Raw genomic sequence first — 17,920 nt, 5'->3', positions numbered from 1 at the left:
CCCACTATGACCGATCAGGCCGAGTCCGTGGCGACGATCGCCGAATTCGCTGAATCCGAAATCCGCCGCTTTCTCGAGCGCGTGGGTATGCGCTACGAAGCCGTCGAACCAGGAGCTGAAATCCCGGGCAGCTTCTGGGGTGACTCGGAAGCAGGGCTGATCGGCAACACGCTTTTCGCTCGCCCGGACACACCCATCCACTCCATGCTGCACGAGGCCTGTCACTACCTATGCATGGACAAGGAACGTCAGCAAACGCTCCACACCGACGCAGGCGGTGACTACGATGAGGAAAACGCGGTCTGCTATCTGCAGCTCCTCCTCGCCGACCGGCTGCCCGGATATGACCGGGAGCGCTGTTATCGAGACATGGATGCCTGGGGCTACAGTTTTCGACTGGGATCGGCCCGCGCCTGGTTCGAACAGGATGCCGAAGACGCAAGGCAGTGGCTGGAAGCGCGAGGCTTGCTGAAACTCCTGCACTGAAAAAAGCCCGCCCGGCGCGTCTCCCCGGCAAAAAAAAACCGCCGAGGTAACCTCGGCGGTTTTTCTTGTTCATGATGTCCGGGAAGCCCCGGACATCAATCGGTCAGGACTCAGCCCCGGAAGAACCGGATGCTCAGACCACCGACCATCAGCATCAGCATGCCGAACAGGACCAGAGCCCACGGCTGCATGGTCGGGACCGGCAGGGCCGGAGCGTTCGCCACGCCACAGCTCAGATCGTGCGTACCGTTGAAGTTCGCGTCGTCTGCGCTGGTGCAGGTCAGGGTCGCGCTGTAGGTGTCTCCATCCAGGCCAGAGGTCGGGATGTTGCAGGAGATCGAGAACGGAACCGAACCACCCGCGGTGACCGTGCCAGCCAGCGGAGCCGGGTTGGTCGAGAACACGGCGGCGTCAGGCCCACCCAGCGAGCAGGAGAAGGCGCCGTCAGCGGAGCCGCTGTTGCTCAGCGAACCATTGGCACTGACGGTGCTGCCAGCCGGACCGAAGCCCAGGTTGACCGGACCGAACGGCGGGTTCACGGCCAGCACAGCCGTCGAGTCAGCCTCACCAGTGATGGCGATGGCCGGCGTCGGGTTGTTGTTGGCGTCGGAGGTGAAGGTGGCCGTATCGGCGAACACACCGTTGACCGCCGAGTTGAACTGGATACCGACCGAGCAGGTGTCGCCAGCGTTCAGGGTGGTGCCGGTGCAACCATCGGAGGTGATGGTGAACTCAGCGCCCGTAGCCAGAGCCACAGCCGAGATGGTCAGCGAGGAACCGCCAGCACCGGTGTTTTCGGCGATGAAGGTGTCGGTGGCCGGCATGGCACCCAGATCAACCACACCGAAGGCCATCGGATCCGGCGTCACGGTCAGGGTCGACTGCGGGCCCGGAACGCCCTGGCCATCCAGGGTGACGGTGTCGTTGGTCACGGTGGCAGCATCGCTTACGACCACCACGGAGCCGGCAGCGGCGCCGTCGACGGTCGGGCTGAACACGACGTCGATGGTGCAGGACGCGCCGTCGGCCAGAACCGAGGTCGGGGTGCAGGAACCACCGGACTGCGAGAAGTCGCCGGTGAAGTTGATCGCGGACAGGGTCAGATCGATACCGTCGGTGCCGTCATTCGACACCGTTACCGTCTGGGGGCCTGAAGTGGTCCCCGTCTGCTGGTTACCGAAGTTGATGGTGGCCGGGGTGACGTTCAGGATCGCGGTGACGCCCTGGACGGTCACGGAACCGTCGGTGATGATCGGCGGCACATCGGAACCACCCGGAGCCGGCTCAGCGTCGACCGGAGCGGAATCACCGTCGACGGCGGCACCGTCCAGGGTGAAGCGCAGGATACCGTTCGCATCACCAACCGGGTTGCCCAGGCCGGTGAAGGCGATACGGACCACGCCGCCACCGATGTCGTTACAGGCGGCCAGATCGGAATTTTCGACCAGCAGACAGTCGGTCAGATCAACACCAGTCAGGATGCCGCCGAAGCTCACATCCACGGAGTTGGCCTGAGCGCCGCCACCAGCGGTGAAGGTCCAGGGCACATCGACGGTGGCGGAACCTTCGGCCGCAATCACGTCGTCGAAGACCCACGTTTGAGCCTGCGCAGTGGAGGCGAAGAGCATCGCGCCCGCTGCACAAAACAATGCGTTCTTAAGGGTTTTCATTATCAGCTCCAAATAGATTGCTTGATTACAGAATGTTTACGCCACATTCGTTCTGGTTGGTCGCGAAGGCGTTGAACACGCCGATCACGTCGGTCGGGTTCACGGAACCGTTCTCGTCGAAGTCCGGCATGCCGGCAGCCGGGCTGTTGCCGTTGGTGGCGAATTCATTGAAGATGGCCAGCGCATCGGTCACGGCCAGGCGAACTCCGGTGTCACCCGGCAGCACGGCGCGAGCTTCGTCGGTCAGACCCGGGCAAAGACGACCCGGACGCGAGATGCGACGCGAATCGAAGGCATCGAAGTCCATCGAGGTGCCGCCACCGGCGCCGTCTACGTTACCCAGGTGAGCCGAAGCCAGGGTGATGCCGCTGGTGTCGGCGGTCACGGTCAGGTCGGCCGCGCCATTGACGGAGAAGCGGACGTCTGCGGCTGCAGCAGCTTCCCAGACCAGTTCGACCGAGTGCCAGCCCGTGCCGACGTCGGCAAAGGTGAGGTCGTCAGAACCACCGGCGCGGAACACGCGCATGGTCAGATCGTTGGCGGTCGGAACGTTGTACCAGACCTGGACCTGGTCCGTGTCTGTGCCGTCAGCGGCAGCGAAGACCACGACCGGGCTGGCGCCGGCGCTATCGAAGAAGCCGTAGAAGCGGGCGATGTAGGTGCCTTCAGCGGTCGGGCTGTTGTCGGTCACGAAGGCCGGGGCACCAGCCACGGGAACGCGAAGACCGCAGGGGCCGCCGAAACGACGGTTGCTGGTTGCGCCGGTGTCCTGGGTACCGGTATCGGCATCGGACACGCCGGTTGCAGCGTCCCAGTTGCCAACGGTACAGGTCTGCGCCTGAGCGTTGATGGACAGACCGAGCAGAGCAGACATGGCAACGCCCGCCAGCAGGGTCTTTACGGCCTGAGCAGGGCGGCTCGTGCCATGACGGTTTTCGTGTTTCATCGGTAACACCTCTTGTTAAGAATTCCGCGAAGTCATCAATGTTCTTCACGCCTTGGGTGAGTCTCATCGGGCTCACCGGCACTTTTCGATCGCTCCCTCGAAGCAACGAAAAGCGCTGAGGACATGCCTCAGTTGGTCGGAGTGTAGCCCAATCGACCTACACCCGCAACCGGATCACCTTCCTAGCCACCGCGCCCCATTTCGGCGAAAAGCCGCATGAAATGGAGGTTTTTGCGTGCTCACTGTAGAAATACGCAAACGAGACGGGAACGAGGCCATTTTTTTTGCGCCTTTTTTTCTGGAACGGCCAGGACCCCTTCGCGGAAGCCGTGAAGATTGGCCGGACGATCGGCCGCGCGAGGCTTCGATCAGCGACTGGAGCGAGCCGGTACCTCTGGATTGACTGCGCCGCTGCGCGGCTTGCCCTGCGCTCCGCTCCGGGTTGCTTCGGCCGCTTTGCGGCCTGCGCATCGTCCTCACTTCGCTCGGTTCGAACCTGGATTCTCATCCGCAAACTCCCCCAGCCAAGCATGAAAAAGCCCGCACGAGGCTTCGATCAGCCAAGGTAGTGGTCTGGTAGCTCGGGATTGACTGCGCCGCTTCGCGGCTTGCCCTGCGCTCCGCTTCGGGTTGCTTCGGCCGCGTTGCGGCCTGCGCATCGTCCTCGCTACGCTCGGTTCGAACCTGGGTTCTCATCCGCAAACTCCCCCACCCAAGCATGAAAAAGCCCGCGCGAGGCGGGCTTCTTCATGCTTGGCTGGGGGAGAGGGATTCGAACCCCCGCTGACGGAGTCAGAGTCCGTAGTCCTACCACTAGACGATCCCCCATTGGACCGTTGGCAGTGCTCCGATTAACGCTTGGAGTACTGGGTGGCCTTGCGGGCCTTGTGCAGACCGACTTTCTTACGCTCGACGGCACGGGCGTCACGAGTGACGAAACCGGCGCGGCGCAGCGGTGAACGCAGCTCTGCGTCGTATTCCATCAGCGCGCGAGCCAGGCCCAGGCGAATGGCACCGGCCTGGCCGGTGGTGCCGCCGCCCTTGACGGTGACGTTGACGTCGAACTTGTCCATCAGTTCGACCAGCTCGAGGGGCTGGCGAACGATCATCTGGGCGGTCTTGCGGCCGAAGAACTCGTCCAGGGGCTTGCGGTTGACGGTGATCTGGCCGTTGCCGCGACGCAGGAAGACGCGTGCGGTCGAGGTCTTGCGGCGGCCGGTTCCGTAATATTGTTCAGTTGCCATGGTATTAAATGAGTCCTTGATGACTTACAGTTCCAGCGCCTGCGGCTGCTGAGCGGCGTGCGGATGTTCGCTGCCGGCGTAGACCTTGAGCTTGCGCTGCATCTGACGACCCAGCGGACCCTTCGGCATCATGCCCTTGACGGCCAGCTGGATGACGCGCTCCGGCTTGCGAGCCAGCAGCTTTTCCAGGCTGATCGACTTCAGGTTGCCGATGTAGCCGGTGTGATGGTGGTACATCTTGTCGCTCATCTTGCGACCGGTCGCCTGAATCTTCTCGGCATTGATGACCACGATGTAATCCCCCGTATCCATGTGCGGGGTGTACTCCGGCTTGTGCTTGCCTCGCAGACGTCGGGCGATTTCGGTCGCCAGGCGACCCAGGGTCTTGCCGTCGGCATCGATCAGGTGCCACTGACGTCGGATGTCCTGCGGGCGGGCGCTGTAGGTTTTCATTTGAATCAAACTCGCTTTGAAGGTGCTGCGCGAAAGAGCGGGAATTCTACAGGAAGATTCTGGCGGAAGCAACGCCCCGGGGCGAATCAAGTACTCTCTTCCACCCCATCCGGCAACCGGAGACGCTCGACCACCTCGCCCCGGATCAGGTGGGACTCGAGAATTTCGTCCAGATCCGCCTCATCGACGTAGGTATACCAGACCCCTTCCGGGTAGACCACCAGGCACGGCCCCTCCTCGCATCGGTCCAGGCAGCCGGCGCTGTTGATGCGCACTCGCTCCGGGCCCAGATGCAGGCCCAGTTCCTTGACGCGAGCCTTGAAATAGGCCCGCAGACGACCGGAATCGCACTGCGCGCAGGAGGGACGCTCGGCCCCCTCGGCGCGCTGATTGGTGCAGAAGAAGTAGTGCTGGCGGTAGTAGGCCACGGTCACTCGCCGAAGTTGTAGACCAGGTTCATGGTCGTGAGCGTGTCGGTCTTGTCGCGCCCCGGCTCGACGTCCGTATTATGGCGCACGGACAGGCCGGCCTGCAGGGCCAGGTGTGAATTGATCGCGACGCTCAGACCCAGCACGTTCTCGGCGAAGGTGTTGTCCTGCCCCGCTTCGACCAGCAGCTTGTTGGTCAGCTCGGTCGATTCGGAGATCGTCCAGCCATAGTCGGCAAAGCCCCGCAGGATCGCCTCGCTTTCGCGATCACCGGTGTCCCGCAGCTCGTAGACCCGAAAGCCCGGGCCGAACTCCACTTTCAGGCGGTGGCGCTCGTTGTCGACGAGCTGGCGACCGATGCCGAGGGATGCCGTGCCCTGGTAGTCATAGCTGGAAAAGCGATCCCGATCGTAACGCAGCGCGCCCACGACGTAGCTGCGCTCGCTGAAGTTGTACTGGGTGCGGTTGCCGACCACGAAACGGTTCGAGTTGGTTTCGCCCGAGTCGCGACCGTAGACGAAGCTGGTGCCGAACTCGTTGGTCCAGGCCTCCTTCTCGTAAGTCAACTCGAGCCGGGTATTGAAGGTCTCGGTCTCGCTGTTGCCTCGGGAGAACAACAACCCGAGTTCGCCTTTGCCCGTCAGATCGGCGATCGCCGGCAGGGAGGCAGCCAGCAGCGCGACTGCGGTCAGAACACGAATTCGAAACATCGGAAATCAACTCACGGGAAATTCAGCCGGCGATTATAGCCGCAGCCTCGACCGCCGCCATGTCGGCGTGATCACGCGGCGATCACGACTCGCTACAATTGGAGCTTCGGCCCACGATCGCGATTCACTCATGCGCCAAGCCTCTCTCCTCGACCGCTGGATCGGCCATGCCGATCAGGCCCTTCGGGTCGCACTCGGCCCGCCGCCCCACGACACCCAGCCCTCGCCGGCCGCGGACATTGCGGATGCGGAAATGGACGAGACCGAACGCCGCCACGCCGGCGGACTGATGCGCATCAACCACACGGGTGAAGTCTGCGCCCAGGCCCTGTACGCTGGTCAGGCCGCCACGGCCCGCTCGGACCGGGTACGGCGGGAGATGGCCGACGCGGCCCGCGAGGAGGAAGACCACCTGGCCTGGTGCGCCGAGCGCCTGGATGAACTCGGCGACCGCCCGAGCTATCTGAACCCCCTGTGGTACGCCGGCTCTTTCACGATCGGCGCCGTGGCCGGCCTGGCCGGGGATCGCTGGAGCCTCGGCTTCGTCGAAGCCACGGAGCGGCAGGTGGAATCCCACCTCGATGACCACCTGGACACCCTGCCCGCGCCCGATCAGCGCTCTCGCGCCATCGTGGCGCGGATGAAGGAAGACGAAGCTCGCCACGCCGACATGGCCGTCGAGCACGGTGCCCGCACCCTACCCGGCCCGGTGCAGGGACTGATGGCGGCCACGGCTGGCCTGATGAAACTGATTACCTATCGGGTCTGAGGGCGGCTGCGCGCCCTCTCCGATCAGCCGCGGATGATGCGGCGGCGGATGGCGCCGGAGATCATGTCGATCGCGAGCACGACCACGATGGTCAGCAGGAGCACGGCGGCGGCCTTCTCGAAGTGGCGGTAGCGCAGCGTATTCAGCAGTACCCCACCGACACCCCCGGCCCCGACCACGCCGAGCACCGCGGACGCTCGAATGTTGAGCTCGAAGCGGAACAGCCAGTGGGCGACGATCTCGGGCAGAACCTGGGGCAGCACCGCATAGCGCAGGGCCAGGATGCGCGAACCTCCGCAGGCCTCCACTGCCTCCACCGGACCGAAATCGATCGATTCCACGACCTCGGCACCCAGCTTGGTCAGCATGCCGACCGAGGAGATGCCGATGGCCAGGGCGCCGGCAAAGGCTCCCAGCCCGACGATGGGCACGAAATAGATGGCCAGCAGGATTTCGGGGAAGGCACGTGCGGTCGCCGAGATCAGCTTGACCACCCGGGCCATGCGCGGGAACAGGGTGCGTGCACCGAACAGGGCCAGCGGCAGTGACAGGATCGCCGCGATGATCGTGCCGATCCAGGCGATCTGGATCGATTCGACGATCGCGGGCAGCACGGCGCTCCATCCATAGGCCATGTCGGCCGGATAGAAGAAGCTCAGCACCCGCGCCACCTGCGCAGGGACTTCCAGCATGGCGCCCGGCGAGAACTCGATCGCCCACAGCGCCCAGAAGAACAGCACCGCGATGATGAAGGTCGTCCAGGTCGCCCAGCCGATGCGACGGTCCGGAGGAGTCAGGGCACGTGTATTCATGTCAGACGCTTCCGGATGGCCTCGGAGATTTCTTCGATGATCAGCACGGCGATCAGCACCGCCAGGATGATCATCGTCACGCGCTCGTACTCGAAGTTGGCGCGCTGGGTCTCCAGGATCATGCCGATCCCGCCGGCACCGACGAGGCCGAGGACCATGGAGGCACGCACGTTGAGCTCGAAGGCATACAGCGCGTAGGAGACGTAATGCGGCAGCCCCTGTGGCAGGGCACCGAACTGGATCATCTCCCGCCAGGTGCCACCGACCGAGCGGATCGCCTCGGGCAAGCCCATGTCGATGGCCTCCAGGGATTCGGACCAGAGCTTGGAGATGACCGCGATGGTGAAGACCGACAGCGCCAGGGCACCGGCGACGGGACCGAAGCCGACGGCCGTGGCGAACAGCATGGCCCAGAACAGGTCCGGCAGGGTGCGCAGGATGTTCATGAAATTGCGGTCGGCGAACCAGACCAGCGGCCCCCAGGTCAGGTTACGGGCCGCCAGGATGGCCACCGGAATCGACAGGATGCCGCCGACGACGGTCCCGATGATGGCGATGTAGAGCGTTTCCATGAACGGCTCGTAGAGCCGCGGAATGAAGCCGAAGTCCGGCGGCCAGCTTTCCTGCAGCAGGCGGCTGCCACGGGTGATGTTGCAGACCAGCTCGAACAGGGAGAAGCCGATGCCGTGCGCCGACCAGACCGTCATGGCGACGAGAAAGCCGATCACGCCCAGCCACAGTGGCCAGTTGCGCGGCGGGCGGTCCGGAACCCGATGGAGTTGCGGCTCGCTCATGCGCTGGCCTGACCCTCGTCGAGGACGTCGTCCTCACGGACTTCGCGCCCGTAGATCTCTTCGAAATCACGATCGGTCACGGTGTCGGCCGAGCCATCGTAGACCAGCTCGCCGAAGCGCAGACCGATGATCCGCTGCCCGTATTCGCGGGCCAGGTCGAGAAAGTGCAGATTGACCAGGGTCGTGATGCCCAGTTCGCGATTGATCCGGACCAGGTCCTGCATGACCTGATGGGTGGTGACCGGGTCCAGTGAGGCGACGGGCTCATCGGCCAGAATGATGGCCGGCTCCTGCGCCAGGGCGCGCGCGATGCCGACGCGCTGCTGCTGCCCGCCGGACAGGTCCGAGGCCTTGACCCAGGCCTTGTCGGGAATCCCGACGCGTTCGAGGGCGCGCATGGCGATCTCGCGATCGGCGGCCGGCCAGAGGTTCAGCAGGGTCCGCCAGCCGGGCACGTGACCCAGGCGCCCCATCAGGACATTGGACATCACGCTCAGCCGCTTGACCAGGCGAAAGTCCTGGAAAATCATCCCGATCTGCTTGCGCAACTCGCGCAGCTCCCGACCATCCTGGCTGGGCACTTGCCTGCCATTGACCTCGACCCGCCCGGAGGTGAGCTTGTTCAGGCCGTTGACGGCCCGAAGCAGCGTCGACTTGCCGGCGCCAGAGGAACCGACCACCACGACGAACTCGCCGGGCTTGATCTCGAGATCGAGGTCCTTCATGCCGACCACACCGTTCGGATAAACGATGTTGGCCTTGGAAAAACGGATCGAACCTTGGGTCTCAGTCATTCGCAATCTCGCTAGCGGCGCATCAGTTCGTAGGCTTCACGGACCGGATCGTAGAGTCCGGGGGTCAGGGGCACGAAACCGTCGATCTCGTACAGCACCCAGAGGGTCTTCTGATCGTCGGGCAGATGCGCCTGGGATTCGGCCAGGCCGATGAAGGCGTCCATGATCGCCTGGCGCAGATCGTCGGGCAGGCCGGGGCGCAGTTGCACACCGTCGTTGGGCAGCATCGGCGCGTAGTTGAACACGATCACCTTTTCGCCGACGTCCGGGTACTGCCCGCAGACCATGTTGCGGGCATCGTCGTAGCTCACACCGAAGCGCGTGTCTCCAGCGTAGACCGCCAGTACCGCGGCGTCATGACCGCCGACGAACAGGCTGTTGACGTCCCGCTCGGGGTTGATGTCCATGTCCATCAGCTGCACGGCCGGAAACAGGAAGCCCGAGGTGGAATTGGGATCGACGAAGGCGATGCTCTCGCCGTTGACGATGGACAGATCGGCCTGACACTGGGCAAAGCGGCGGATCTCGGCGGTGCGCCCCGGGACACGCGTCTCGCAGCGGCGCTCGACGATCTCGACCTCGCCCTCGCAGACGGACGGGTCATTGGTGAACCACTGGGACCGGTAGCCCGTCGCGCCCTTGCGCACGGAGATGAGGATGGTTTCGATGTCGTAGCGGCGCGCGCCCAGCATGGCCGCGAAGGGCGGCAACATGCCGATGTCGGCCCGCCCGGAACCCAGGGCCTCGACCAGGCCCGTGTAGTCCTGCGGCACGAAGGAGCGAACGGGAATCCCGAGCTCGGCCTCGAGATGCTCGGTCAACGGATCCAGGTTGTCGACCAGGGCCTCGGCTTCCAGCGCCGGCACCAGACCCAGCACCAGCTCCTTCGGCCAGCCACGCTCGTCGACCTGCTCGCCCGGACAGCAGGCGGTCAGAAAGGTCAGAGACAGCAGAGTGATCAGCAGGGCTCGAAACACGGTCGCGCGGTCGGGCAAAACCCGCATGCTACCGCAATCTCGCCGCCGCCGGGTGACTCCGGGATGACGGTCAGGCACCGGCATAGCGAGCCGCATGGCCGGCCGGGCGCAGGCCGGCGGTTTCGACGGCGCGCTGTGCAGCATCGAGCTGCGACGCGTCGGCTTCGAGTTCGAGCCCGCACATCAGTTGCTCGATCGCCGGAAGCTGCGGCGCGCACCAGTCGGCCATGGACAACTCGAGCACCGGGCGATCCCAGGCCTCGAGGAGGCGGTCGATCTGCGCCCGGTCCTGCTCGTAGGCCGCCTTCATGCGTTCCGTATCGGCGAAGCCGGACAGCTTCCAGTAGATCTCCAGGTCATCGGCGTCGGCCTGGACCCGCACCAGCCTTGCCTCCGGAAACGCGCGCAGCGCGGCAATCAACTCCGGCGCGAACAGCACGCCGGACTCCAGCGTGACGGAGGCCACATCACCCCGGTCACCGGCGCGGCGCGCGTAGCGCCGCCGAACCAGGCGCTGGGCCGCTTCGTCCGGTGCGCCCTGATCCAGCTTGTCCAGCGCATCGAGAAGAATCTGACGACGTGCCGGCCAGTCCTGCAGCGCCAGGGCGTCCACGGCAGACGAGGCCGCCAGGGCATCGATCACCGCCTCGCGTCCGCTGCCGGGCCAACCGAGCACGATCAATGGCGCTCGGCGACCATCATCGACCGGCACTTTCGGCAGGCTTCCTTCTGCCGCAGACAAGGCAAGTTCCACGATCTCTTCGGCGTCCTCGGCCAGCTCGATGGCCGACCGCCACGCGGCCTGCTCGAGGTGCTCAGCCGCGGCCGAATAGTCACCGGCACGATCGAGCAGATCGGCCAGGCGCGAGGCCGCCCGGCGGCGCAGCGCCTCGGGCACGCCGGCACTGGCCAACAGACGCTCCAGACAGGCCTTTTCCTGAGCCCGATCACCGACCTGGCTGGCCAGACCCGCGGCCTTCCAAAGCGCTTCGGCATCCGCGTCCTCACCCTGAAGCAGGCGCTTGATGGCCTCGTCGGCTCGGCCCTGTTCGGCCAGCAAATCCGCCAGCAGGAAGCGAGCGTGGCGGGCGATCCGCGCATCGTCACCGTCGGCCAGTTCCAACAGCACGCGGCGCGCATGATCCTCGTTCCCATCGGCCAGATCCAGGCGAGCCAGCAGGAAACGGGCATCCGCCCGATCCCCCAGGGACTCGCGCGTGATCAGGGTCCGGGCCTCCAGCGCGCGCCCGGCCTGCGCCATGCACTCGGCGGCCTCGACCACCAGCGCCGGCCCGGACTGTCCATCGTCGATCAGCCACTGGTATTCGGCCAGCGCCGGCTCGATCCGCCGCAGGCGACGCAGGCTTCGCGCCAGCATCAGGCGCAGGTCGGAGCGGGACGGGTGCGCATCGATCAGCGACTCGAGAATGTCCAGCGCCTGCTGATCCTGGCCATGGCGACCAAGCAGCTCCGCCAGCGCCCGCTTCGGCGCCACGGCGTCCGGACTGGCCTGGATCGCGTTCTGCAGGGCCTGAGCGGCAAAATCGAGATGCCCCTGCCGCTCGAGCACGTTGGCAAGCACCATCTGGGCGGCCGGATTGCCCGGCGCCAGGCGCGCGGCGCGAGAGGCCTGGTTGCGGGCCTCCTCCAGGTTCCCGTCCTCCATCGCCAGCTCGGCCATCAGCACCAGGGCCGGCACGTGGTCGGGGTCGGCCCGGAGCGCGGTGCGTGCACCCGTTCTCGCATCCTCGATCTGACCGCGAGCGGCCTTCAGACGGGCCAGCAGGGTGCGCGCGCCTGCGTGATTGGGGTCGATGATCAGACACTGGGTCAGGTGCTCGCGCGCCTGATCCGCGCGATCCTCGCCGATCAGCAGGCGGCCGAGCTGGAAGCGGCTGGGCGAATGCTGCCCGTCCGCGGCCACGGCCGTTTCGAGGTGACTCAGGGCCGAGGCTCGATCGCCGAGCTCCAGCTCGCTCAGGGCGAGCATGGTCAGCAGGTCCGGATCCTTCGGAGAGGATTCGAGAGCACGGCGGCAGCGACTGGCTGCTTCGGAAAAGTTCTTCTTGCCGAGGAGCTGCTTGAGCTCGTCGTTCAGTTGCGGGTCAATGGGCATAGTTCGTCGATGATCCGATGTTCAATCCAGCTGTCCAGCCGCCAGTTCTCGATGAATCCGCAGTGGCCGCCCCGCTCGAGCACTTCGAGACTCAGGGCATCGGACTGCGGCAGTCCGGAGAAATCGCCGATCGGGATGATCGGGTCATCGGCGGCAGTGATGATTCGGGTAGGTACGGTCAGGCCGGCCAGGTAGTCGCCGGCGACCGAATACCCTTCCAGGTAGGCGTCGAGGTCCGGAAACTCGGTCAGATTCCGGACCAGCCAATCGGTCTGCTCGCGCAGGGAGCGCAGACGGAACCACTCGTCGAGCGCATAGCGCTCCGGGTAGAGCGACTGCTTGAGCTGCAGGGATTTGCGCCACTTGCGCACGAAATAGACGTGATAGATCGCCAGTCCACCCTCCAGGGCATCCAGAACGTGCCGCGGGCGTATGACCGGCGAGACGGCGATGACGCGATCCAGGTCGAAGCCATGGTCGGGCGCCGCCCGGGCCACGCGCAGGGAGAAATTACCGCCCAGGGAAAAACCGACCAGGAACACCGGCCCGGCCGTGTAGGCCCGGCGGATCTGTCCGACGACGTCGACCACCTCCTGCAGACGGCAGGAGTGGAACAGGTCCACGTTGAGGTGATGGCTCGGTCCATGGTCGCGGAAATTCAGGCGAAAGGTATCGAAACCCATTTGATCGAGGGAACGGGCGGCGGCCAGCAGGTAGTTCGATTCGCTGCTGCCCTCCCAGCCGTGCAGCAGGATCACCAGGGCATTACGCCGATCGCCGATCGCTTCGTTCCGGAAACCCAGCAGCTTGGTGCCATCGGCCGCCTCGAGAACCTCCCGCTGGCTGCGTGCCAGGTAGTCCGCCGCCTGCCGCTGGACGCGCAGGCGCCGGATCGGCCCCGACGTCAGCAGCGACTGCACGTGCGGATTCCCCAGCAGGCCGCGCGGCTGATAGGGACGCAGGCGCGTCGGGTTGGATTCAGGCGTCATAGAAACCCTTGACGATCTCGTTGCATTGCCGGGCCAGCTGGCTGCGATTCCCTAGCTGACCCTTCAGGGGCGACCCCACGGTCAGTTGCACCGTGCTCGGCGCCTGGCGGAGCAGGCGGAACAGGTTGCCGAAGAAATTCTCTCCCGGACCGAAGACCATGACCTCGTGCAGATCGCCGCCGCGATCATACCGGATTGCCACGGGCACGACCGGCACATCGGCCCTGAGCGCCGGTGCGAACAGGCGCGCATGGAAACGGCCCACGCCAGGCTCCGGACGGATACCGCCTTCCGGGAAGATGCCGACCCGCTCGCCGCGCTTGAGCAGGGCCGCCATGCGCCGACCGATGCGCCGCCGGGAGGCCTCGCTGCCGCGCTGGATGAACAGGGTACCGGCGAGATCCGCCAGCTTGCCGACCAGCGGCCAGCCGCGAATCTCGGCCTTGGCCACCAGCCACATGGGCCAGAGCGCGTGCAGGACGACGATATCCAGCCAGCTGATGTGGTTGGCGACGATCAGGCAGGGCCCCACGGGCAGCTGGCCCCGCTGATCCAGGGCCACGCCGAAGATCTTCAGCATCCAGCGCGACCACAGCTGGTGCGTCCACTGATGCAGGCGCATGCTCGCCAGGGGCAGGTTTCGGATGCCCGGCAGAAAGCTGATCAGCACGATGGGAATGCCGATGAACACGTGCAGGCCCAGCAGGGGGAGGCGCCAGAGCAGTCGAATCCAGTCAGGCACGGAGGCTGCCCTCATCGTCGTCATGACCATTGTCGTGATCATTGTCATGACCATCGTTCCGGTCTCTGGCACAGCGCCAGCAGGCCTTGAACTGGCCTTCCAGACGCTCCCCACAGTCGGGACAGGTCCAGTCTTCCCCCTGGCCGCGGCGATCGGCCTCGGCCAGCACCCGGCGGGCGCGCTCGAGCATGGCATCCCGCACCCAGACCGAGGGCCGGGCGCCGTCGGCGAAGTAGATTTCCACCGCCGCGGTCCACAGATCCATGCCCTGCACCCGCGTCTCGATGCCCTCGGACTCGAGCAGCCCGCGGACGAATCCGATCTCCACCGGATGATCGGCGGTGTGCAATCGTGTCCAGCCTTTCACCTTGGCTCGCTTATGCTCGGTCGCTGGGAAAGCCGGGCAGATTAGCATAAATACGGCCCCCGGCCGCCCGCCGGCGCTGGTAAACGGCCAGCATCGTCCCCACCTCCACAGACCAGAACGATCATCGAGAACGCCACCGTGACCGAGCAAGCCCGAGCGCATCGCATCACCCTGGCCGCCAGCGGCCGCCAGTTCCAGGCCCGAGCCGGCGAAACCCTGCTCAGCGCCGCGCTGCGCCAGGGCGTGGTCCTGCCCTACTCCTGCAAGAACGGCACCTGCGCCTCCTGCAGGTGCCGACTCGAGGAAGGCACCGTGAGCTATCCGCACAATCCACCCACGGCGCTGGAATTCGAGGACCTCGGCGCCGGCTTCGGCCTGACCTGCCAGGCGGTGGCCGAGTCGGACCTGGTCATCGACGTGCGCGAGATCGAGCAGGTCGCCGACATTCCCGTGCGCCTGCTGCCGGCGCGGGTCGAATCGATGGAACGTTTCACGCCCGAGATCATGCGCCTGCGCCTGAAGCTGCCTCGGGCGGCCCGCCTCCAGTTCCTGGCCGGGCAGTACATCGACATTCTCATGCCGGGCGGCAAGCGGCGCGCCTTCTCGATCGCGTCGGCACCGTCGGAGGCCGACTTCATCGAATTGCACATCAAGCACGTCGACGGCGGCGGCTTCACCGGCCACGTCTTCTCCGACATGCAGGAAAAGGAAATCCTGCGCCTGGAAGGCCCGCTGGGGACCTTCTTCGTGCGCAAGAACTCCGAACGACCGATGATCATGATGGGCGGCGGCACCGGCTTTGCTCCGCTGAAGTCGATGATCGAGGAGCTGATCGAGAGCGGCGATGAGCGGCCCCTGACCCTGTTCTGGGGTGTGGCCCACGAAAGCGATCTCTATGCCCAGCGCCTGATCGAGCAGTGGAAACGCATCCACCCCAGCTTCCGATTCGTCCCCGTTCTCAACGATCCGCACGAGGGCTGGGGTGGGGAAACGGGCTTTGTTCACGAGGCCGTGCTGCGCGACCGGGCCGATCTATCGGCGCACGATGTCTACATGTCCGGCCCACCGGCCATGGTGCACGCCGCCCGCAACGCCTTTCTGAAGGCCGGCGTGGCCGAAACCCACCTGTTCTACGATAGCTTCGATTTCGCGCCGGACGTGCCGCCCGCCCGGGACTGATCGACCTCAGGGAAGCTCTGAATCCCCAAGCTCTGAATCCCCAAGCTCGGGCGGACCACCGGGCCTCAGCCGCCGATCAAGCGAGCCAATGCCGCCCCGGGCTCGGGCTGACGCATCAGGGACTCCCCGACCAGAAAGGCACCGATGCCGCCCGCTTGCAGGCGACGAACATCCTCGTTGCTGTGGATCCCGCTCTCGGAGACCACCAATCGATCATCGGGCACGCTCGGCGCCAGGCGAAGCGTGGTGTCCAGGTCGGTCACGAAACGATGCAGGTCGCGGTTGTTGATGCCGATCAGATCACCGGGCACGGCCAGGGCGCGCGCCATCTCTTCCTCGTCGTGTACTTCCACGAGCACCGACAGACCCAGCTCCTTGCCGAGGCTCGAGAGCTCGGACAGTTGCGCATCATCGAGGGCCGCCACGATCAGCAGCAGGGCATCGGCGCCCAGGGCGCGGGTCTGGTAGACCTGCCAGGGGTCGATGATGAATTCCTTGCGCAGCACCGGAAGGCCGCAGGCCGCCCGCGCTTCGGCAACGAAGCGATCGTCACCCTGAAAGAACTGCTGGTCGGTGAGCACCGACAGGCAGGTCGCGCCACCGGCCTCGTAGCTGCGGGCGATGGCGGCAGGGTCGAAATCGGCGCGGATGATGCCCGCCGAGGGCGAGGCGCGCTTGACCTCGGCAATGACCGCGTCCCGGCTGGCCGCCGCGCGGGCCTTCAGGGCGCTGGCAAAGTCGCGAAGCGGCGGCAGATCGGCGATCCGGGACTCCAGCTCGGACTGCGACTGACGGGCCTTGCCGGCGACGACCTCGTCGGCCTTGACCTCGAGGATCCGGGCCAGGATGTCCGCGCTCACAGGCCGTGGCTCCGCTGCGCGTAGCGGCGCAGGCGATCCAGGCCCCGGCCATCGGCCAGCACTTCGCGCGCCAGGCTGACGCCGGCGCCCAGATCCGGCGCCTGGCCCGACACGTAGATGGCCGCGCCCGCGTTCAGGGCCACCATGTCTGCTCCCGGGCCGGGCTGGCCGCCCAGGGCGGACTCGATCAGCGCCAGGCTGTCCTTCGCGGTCTCGACGCCCAGCGGCGTCAGGGACTCGACGCGAACACCGAACTCGGTCGGGTCGATCCGGTACTCGATGATCCGGCCGTCGCAGAGCTCGGCCACCCGGGTCGGCGCGGCCGGTGAAATCTCGTCCAGACCATCGTCGCTGTGGACCACCAGCACATGACGCGCGCCCAGGGCCTGCATCACCTCGGCCATCGGACGCACCAGATCGCCGGAGAACACGCCGAGCACCTGGTTGGGGGCCAGCGCCGGATTGGTGAGGGGACCGAGCAGATTGAACAGGGTGCGAAGCCCGAGGGCCTTGCGCGCGCCGATGGCGTGCTTCATGGCCGAGTGATGACTGGGCGCGAACATGAAGGCCACGCCCAGCTCCTCGATCAGGGCCGCCACCTGTTCGGCGTTCAGATCCAGACGACAGCCGGCGGCTTCGAGGACGTCAGCGGCACCGGACTTGCTGGAGACGGAGCGGTTGCCGTGCTTGGCCACGCGCACCCCGGCCGCGGCGGCGACGAAGGCCGAAGCGGTCGAGACGTTGAACAGGGACGCGCCATCACCGCCGGTACCGACGATGTCGGTCAGCCCCTCCGCGTCGATCTCGACGCGATCGGCCAGCTCGCGCATCACGCCAGCGGCAGCCGCGATCTCCGTCGGCGTCTCGCCCTTGACGCGCAGGGCCATCAGAAAGCCGCCGATCTGCGCCTCTTCGGCCTGGCCGGTCATGATCTCGCGCATCGCGCGGCTCATCAGTTCGGCGTCGAGGTGCTGGCCGTCGGCCATTCTCGTCATTGCTTCGCGGAGTTCGCTCATAGTCGATCCAGAAAGTTCTTCAGCAGGGCATGGCCCTGGCGGGTGAGGATGGATTCGGGGTGGAACTGCACGCCCTCGATGGGCAGGCTGGCGTGCCGGAAACCCATGATTTCGTCACGCTGGCCATCGCGTTCGGTCCAGGCCGTCTCGATCAGGCAATCCGGCAGGCTCTCGCGCTCGACGATCAGGGAGTGGTAGCGGGTCGCCTCGAAGGGATTCGGCAGACCGTGGAAGACGCCTTCGTCCGCATGGAACATGGGCGAGGTCTTGCCGTGCATGACTTCACGCGCCCGGACCACCTTGCCGCCGAAGGCCTGGCCGATCGCCTGATGACCCAGACAGACGCCCAGCATCGGGTAGTCGCCCTTCAGTTTCTCGATGACTTCCAGGCAGATGCCCGCCTCATCCGGCGTGCAGGGCCCGGGCGAGAGCACGATGCCATCGGGATCGATGGCCCGGATGTCGTCGAGACCGATCGCATCGTTGCGATGGGTCACCACCTCGGCGCCCAGCTCCCCGAAGTACTGCACGAGGTTGTAGGTGAACGAGTCGTAGTTGTCGATCATCA

At 65.7% G+C, this 17,920-nt stretch carries 20 protein-coding genes and 1 tRNA gene; 3 read left to right on the top strand and 18 right to left on the bottom strand.

What is annotated here, in order from left to right; all coding sequences use genetic code 11:
- Positions 1-6 precede the first annotated feature (6 nt).
- Positions 7-486, top strand: a complete 480-nt coding sequence (locus WM2015_RS03385; protein WP_156200794.1) for a hypothetical protein — start codon at positions 7-9, stop codon at positions 484-486.
- Between the two features lie 110 nt (positions 487-596).
- Here the strand turns inward: WM2015_RS03385 and WM2015_RS03380 are convergent, their stop codons facing one another.
- From WM2015_RS03380 to WM2015_RS03345, 7 genes are all read right to left on the bottom strand, one after another.
- Positions 597-2,156, bottom strand: coding sequence for a choice-of-anchor D domain-containing protein (locus WM2015_RS03380; RefSeq protein WP_082169397.1), 1,560 nt, complete (start codon positions 2,154-2,156; stop codon positions 597-599).
- Between the two features lie 25 nt (positions 2,157-2,181).
- A complete protein-coding gene (locus WM2015_RS03375) occupies positions 2,182-3,102 on the bottom strand; it encodes a hypothetical protein (RefSeq protein WP_049724718.1) in 921 nt (306 codons plus the stop codon).
- Positions 3,103-3,856: 754 nt separating this feature from the next.
- Positions 3,857-3,930 (bottom strand) — tRNA-Gln (locus tag WM2015_RS03365).
- 23 nt (positions 3,931-3,953) lie between these two features.
- The gene (gene rpsI / locus WM2015_RS03360; protein WP_049724716.1) at positions 3,954-4,346 is read right to left on the bottom strand and encodes a 30S ribosomal protein S9; all 393 of its coding nucleotides are present in this window, start codon (positions 4,344-4,346) and stop codon (positions 3,954-3,956) included.
- Between the two features lie 24 nt (positions 4,347-4,370).
- Positions 4,371-4,799 (bottom strand): 50S ribosomal protein L13, encoded by a 429-nt coding sequence (gene rplM / locus WM2015_RS03355; protein ID WP_049724715.1) that lies wholly within the window; start codon positions 4,797-4,799, stop codon positions 4,371-4,373.
- Between the two features lie 86 nt (positions 4,800-4,885).
- Positions 4,886-5,227: a (2Fe-2S) ferredoxin domain-containing protein gene (locus WM2015_RS03350; protein WP_049726959.1), complete on the bottom strand. Its 342-nt coding sequence runs from the start codon at positions 5,225-5,227 to the stop codon at positions 4,886-4,888.
- A gap of 2 nt (positions 5,228-5,229) precedes the next feature.
- Positions 5,230-5,937 carry a DUF481 domain-containing protein gene (locus tag WM2015_RS03345; RefSeq protein ID WP_049724714.1) on the bottom strand — a complete coding sequence of 236 codons (708 nt, stop codon included), beginning with the start codon at positions 5,935-5,937 and terminating at the stop codon, positions 5,230-5,232.
- Positions 5,938-6,067: 130 nt separating this feature from the next.
- On the opposite strand from WM2015_RS03345, the gene coq7 reads away from it, so the two are divergent.
- Positions 6,068-6,706 (top strand): 2-polyprenyl-3-methyl-6-methoxy-1,4-benzoquinone monooxygenase, encoded by a 639-nt coding sequence (gene coq7, locus WM2015_RS03340; protein WP_049724713.1) that lies wholly within the window; start codon positions 6,068-6,070, stop codon positions 6,704-6,706.
- 23 nt (positions 6,707-6,729) lie between these two features.
- Here the strand turns inward: coq7 and phnE (WM2015_RS03335) are convergent, their stop codons facing one another.
- From phnE (WM2015_RS03335) to WM2015_RS15520, 8 genes are read right to left on the bottom strand one after another with little or no spacing between them, the layout of a single operon-like run.
- Positions 6,730-7,518 (bottom strand): phosphonate ABC transporter, permease protein PhnE, encoded by a 789-nt coding sequence (gene phnE / locus WM2015_RS03335; protein WP_049724712.1) that lies wholly within the window; start codon positions 7,516-7,518, stop codon positions 6,730-6,732.
- Entirely contained in the window at positions 7,515-8,312 is a 798-nt protein-coding gene (phnE, locus tag WM2015_RS03330) for a phosphonate ABC transporter, permease protein PhnE (RefSeq protein WP_049724711.1), read from the bottom strand. Before phnE (WM2015_RS03330) ends, phnE (WM2015_RS03335) begins: the two co-directional genes overlap by 4 nt.
- Positions 8,309-9,106, bottom strand: coding sequence for a phosphonate ABC transporter ATP-binding protein (gene phnC, locus WM2015_RS03325; RefSeq protein ID WP_049724710.1), 798 nt, complete (start codon positions 9,104-9,106; stop codon positions 8,309-8,311). The genes phnE (WM2015_RS03330) and phnC overlap by 4 nt, the downstream gene beginning before the upstream one ends.
- An 11-nt stretch (positions 9,107-9,117) precedes the next feature.
- Positions 9,118-10,110 (bottom strand): phosphate/phosphite/phosphonate ABC transporter substrate-binding protein, encoded by a 993-nt coding sequence (locus WM2015_RS03320; RefSeq protein ID WP_169751083.1) that lies wholly within the window; start codon positions 10,108-10,110, stop codon positions 9,118-9,120.
- 43 nt (positions 10,111-10,153) lie between these two features.
- Positions 10,154-12,199 (bottom strand): tetratricopeptide repeat protein, encoded by a 2,046-nt coding sequence (locus WM2015_RS03315; protein ID WP_049724708.1) that lies wholly within the window; start codon positions 12,197-12,199, stop codon positions 10,154-10,156.
- Entirely contained in the window at positions 12,178-13,188 is a 1,011-nt protein-coding gene (locus WM2015_RS03310; protein WP_049724707.1) for a YheT family hydrolase, read from the bottom strand. The genes WM2015_RS03315 and WM2015_RS03310 overlap by 22 nt, the downstream gene beginning before the upstream one ends.
- Positions 13,178-13,930, bottom strand: a complete 753-nt coding sequence (locus WM2015_RS03305; RefSeq protein ID WP_049724706.1) for a lysophospholipid acyltransferase family protein — start codon at positions 13,928-13,930, stop codon at positions 13,178-13,180. Before WM2015_RS03305 ends, WM2015_RS03310 begins: the two co-directional genes overlap by 11 nt.
- Positions 13,923-14,297 (bottom strand): putative signal transducing protein, encoded by a 375-nt coding sequence (locus WM2015_RS15520; RefSeq protein ID WP_169751082.1) that lies wholly within the window; start codon positions 14,295-14,297, stop codon positions 13,923-13,925. Before WM2015_RS15520 ends, WM2015_RS03305 begins: the two co-directional genes overlap by 8 nt.
- Before the next feature lie 138 nt (positions 14,298-14,435).
- Here WM2015_RS15520 and WM2015_RS03295 point away from each other — a divergent pair, with 138 nt between their 5' ends.
- Positions 14,436-15,476 (top strand): CDP-6-deoxy-delta-3,4-glucoseen reductase, encoded by a 1,041-nt coding sequence (locus WM2015_RS03295; RefSeq protein ID WP_049724704.1) that lies wholly within the window; start codon positions 14,436-14,438, stop codon positions 15,474-15,476.
- Positions 15,477-15,541: 65 nt separating this feature from the next.
- Here the strand turns inward: WM2015_RS03295 and trpC are convergent, their stop codons facing one another.
- From trpC to WM2015_RS03280, 3 genes are read right to left on the bottom strand one after another with little or no spacing between them, the layout of a single operon-like run.
- Positions 15,542-16,336: an indole-3-glycerol phosphate synthase TrpC gene (gene trpC / locus WM2015_RS03290; protein ID WP_049724703.1), complete on the bottom strand. Its 795-nt coding sequence runs from the start codon at positions 16,334-16,336 to the stop codon at positions 15,542-15,544.
- Positions 16,333-17,352, bottom strand: a complete 1,020-nt coding sequence (gene trpD, locus WM2015_RS03285) for an anthranilate phosphoribosyltransferase (RefSeq protein WP_049724702.1) — start codon at positions 17,350-17,352, stop codon at positions 16,333-16,335. Before trpD ends, trpC begins: the two co-directional genes overlap by 4 nt.
- Entirely contained in the window at positions 17,349-17,918 is a 570-nt protein-coding gene (locus tag WM2015_RS03280) for an anthranilate synthase component II (RefSeq protein WP_049726958.1), read from the bottom strand. Before WM2015_RS03280 ends, trpD begins: the two co-directional genes overlap by 4 nt.
- Between the last annotated feature and the right edge of the window lie 2 nt (positions 17,919-17,920).

The sequence above is a fragment of the Wenzhouxiangella marina genome (assembly GCF_001187785.1).
In the GTDB taxonomy this organism is placed as follows: Bacteria; Pseudomonadota; Gammaproteobacteria; order Xanthomonadales; family Wenzhouxiangellaceae; genus Wenzhouxiangella; species Wenzhouxiangella marina.
This window is presented reverse-complemented; position numbering and strand designations above follow the sequence as displayed.

Coding starts and splice junctions, on each gene's coding strand:
- WM2015_RS03375 (WP_049724718.1), bottom strand. CDS start 3,102: ATGAAACACGAAAACCGTCATGGCACGAGCCGCCCTGCTCAGGCCGTA.
- WM2015_RS03385 (WP_156200794.1), top strand. CDS start 7: ATGACCGATCAGGCCGAGTCCGTGGCGACGATCGCCGAATTCGCTGAA.
- WM2015_RS03380 (WP_082169397.1), bottom strand. CDS start 2,156: ATGAAAACCCTTAAGAACGCATTGTTTTGTGCAGCGGGCGCGATGCTC.
- trpD (WP_049724702.1), bottom strand. CDS start 17,352: ATGAGCGAACTCCGCGAAGCAATGACGAGAATGGCCGACGGCCAGCAC.
- phnC (WP_049724710.1), bottom strand. CDS start 9,106: ATGACTGAGACCCAAGGTTCGATCCGTTTTTCCAAGGCCAACATCGTT.
- WM2015_RS03320 (WP_169751083.1), bottom strand. CDS start 10,110: ATGCGGGTTTTGCCCGACCGCGCGACCGTGTTTCGAGCCCTGCTGATC.
- WM2015_RS03345 (WP_049724714.1), bottom strand. CDS start 5,937: ATGTTTCGAATTCGTGTTCTGACCGCAGTCGCGCTGCTGGCTGCCTCC.
- coq7 (WP_049724713.1), top strand. CDS start 6,068: ATGCGCCAAGCCTCTCTCCTCGACCGCTGGATCGGCCATGCCGATCAG.
- WM2015_RS03280 (WP_049726958.1), bottom strand. CDS start 17,918: ATGATCGACAACTACGACTCGTTCACCTACAACCTCGTGCAGTACTTC.
- phnE (WP_049724712.1), bottom strand. CDS start 7,518: ATGAATACACGTGCCCTGACTCCTCCGGACCGTCGCATCGGCTGGGCG.
- rpsI (WP_049724716.1), bottom strand. CDS start 4,346: ATGGCAACTGAACAATATTACGGAACCGGCCGCCGCAAGACCTCGACC.
- rplM (WP_049724715.1), bottom strand. CDS start 4,799: ATGAAAACCTACAGCGCCCGCCCGCAGGACATCCGACGTCAGTGGCAC.
- WM2015_RS03310 (WP_049724707.1), bottom strand. CDS start 13,188: ATGACGCCTGAATCCAACCCGACGCGCCTGCGTCCCTATCAGCCGCGC.
- phnE (WP_049724711.1), bottom strand. CDS start 8,312: ATGAGCGAGCCGCAACTCCATCGGGTTCCGGACCGCCCGCCGCGCAAC.
- WM2015_RS03315 (WP_049724708.1), bottom strand. CDS start 12,199: ATGCCCATTGACCCGCAACTGAACGACGAGCTCAAGCAGCTCCTCGGC.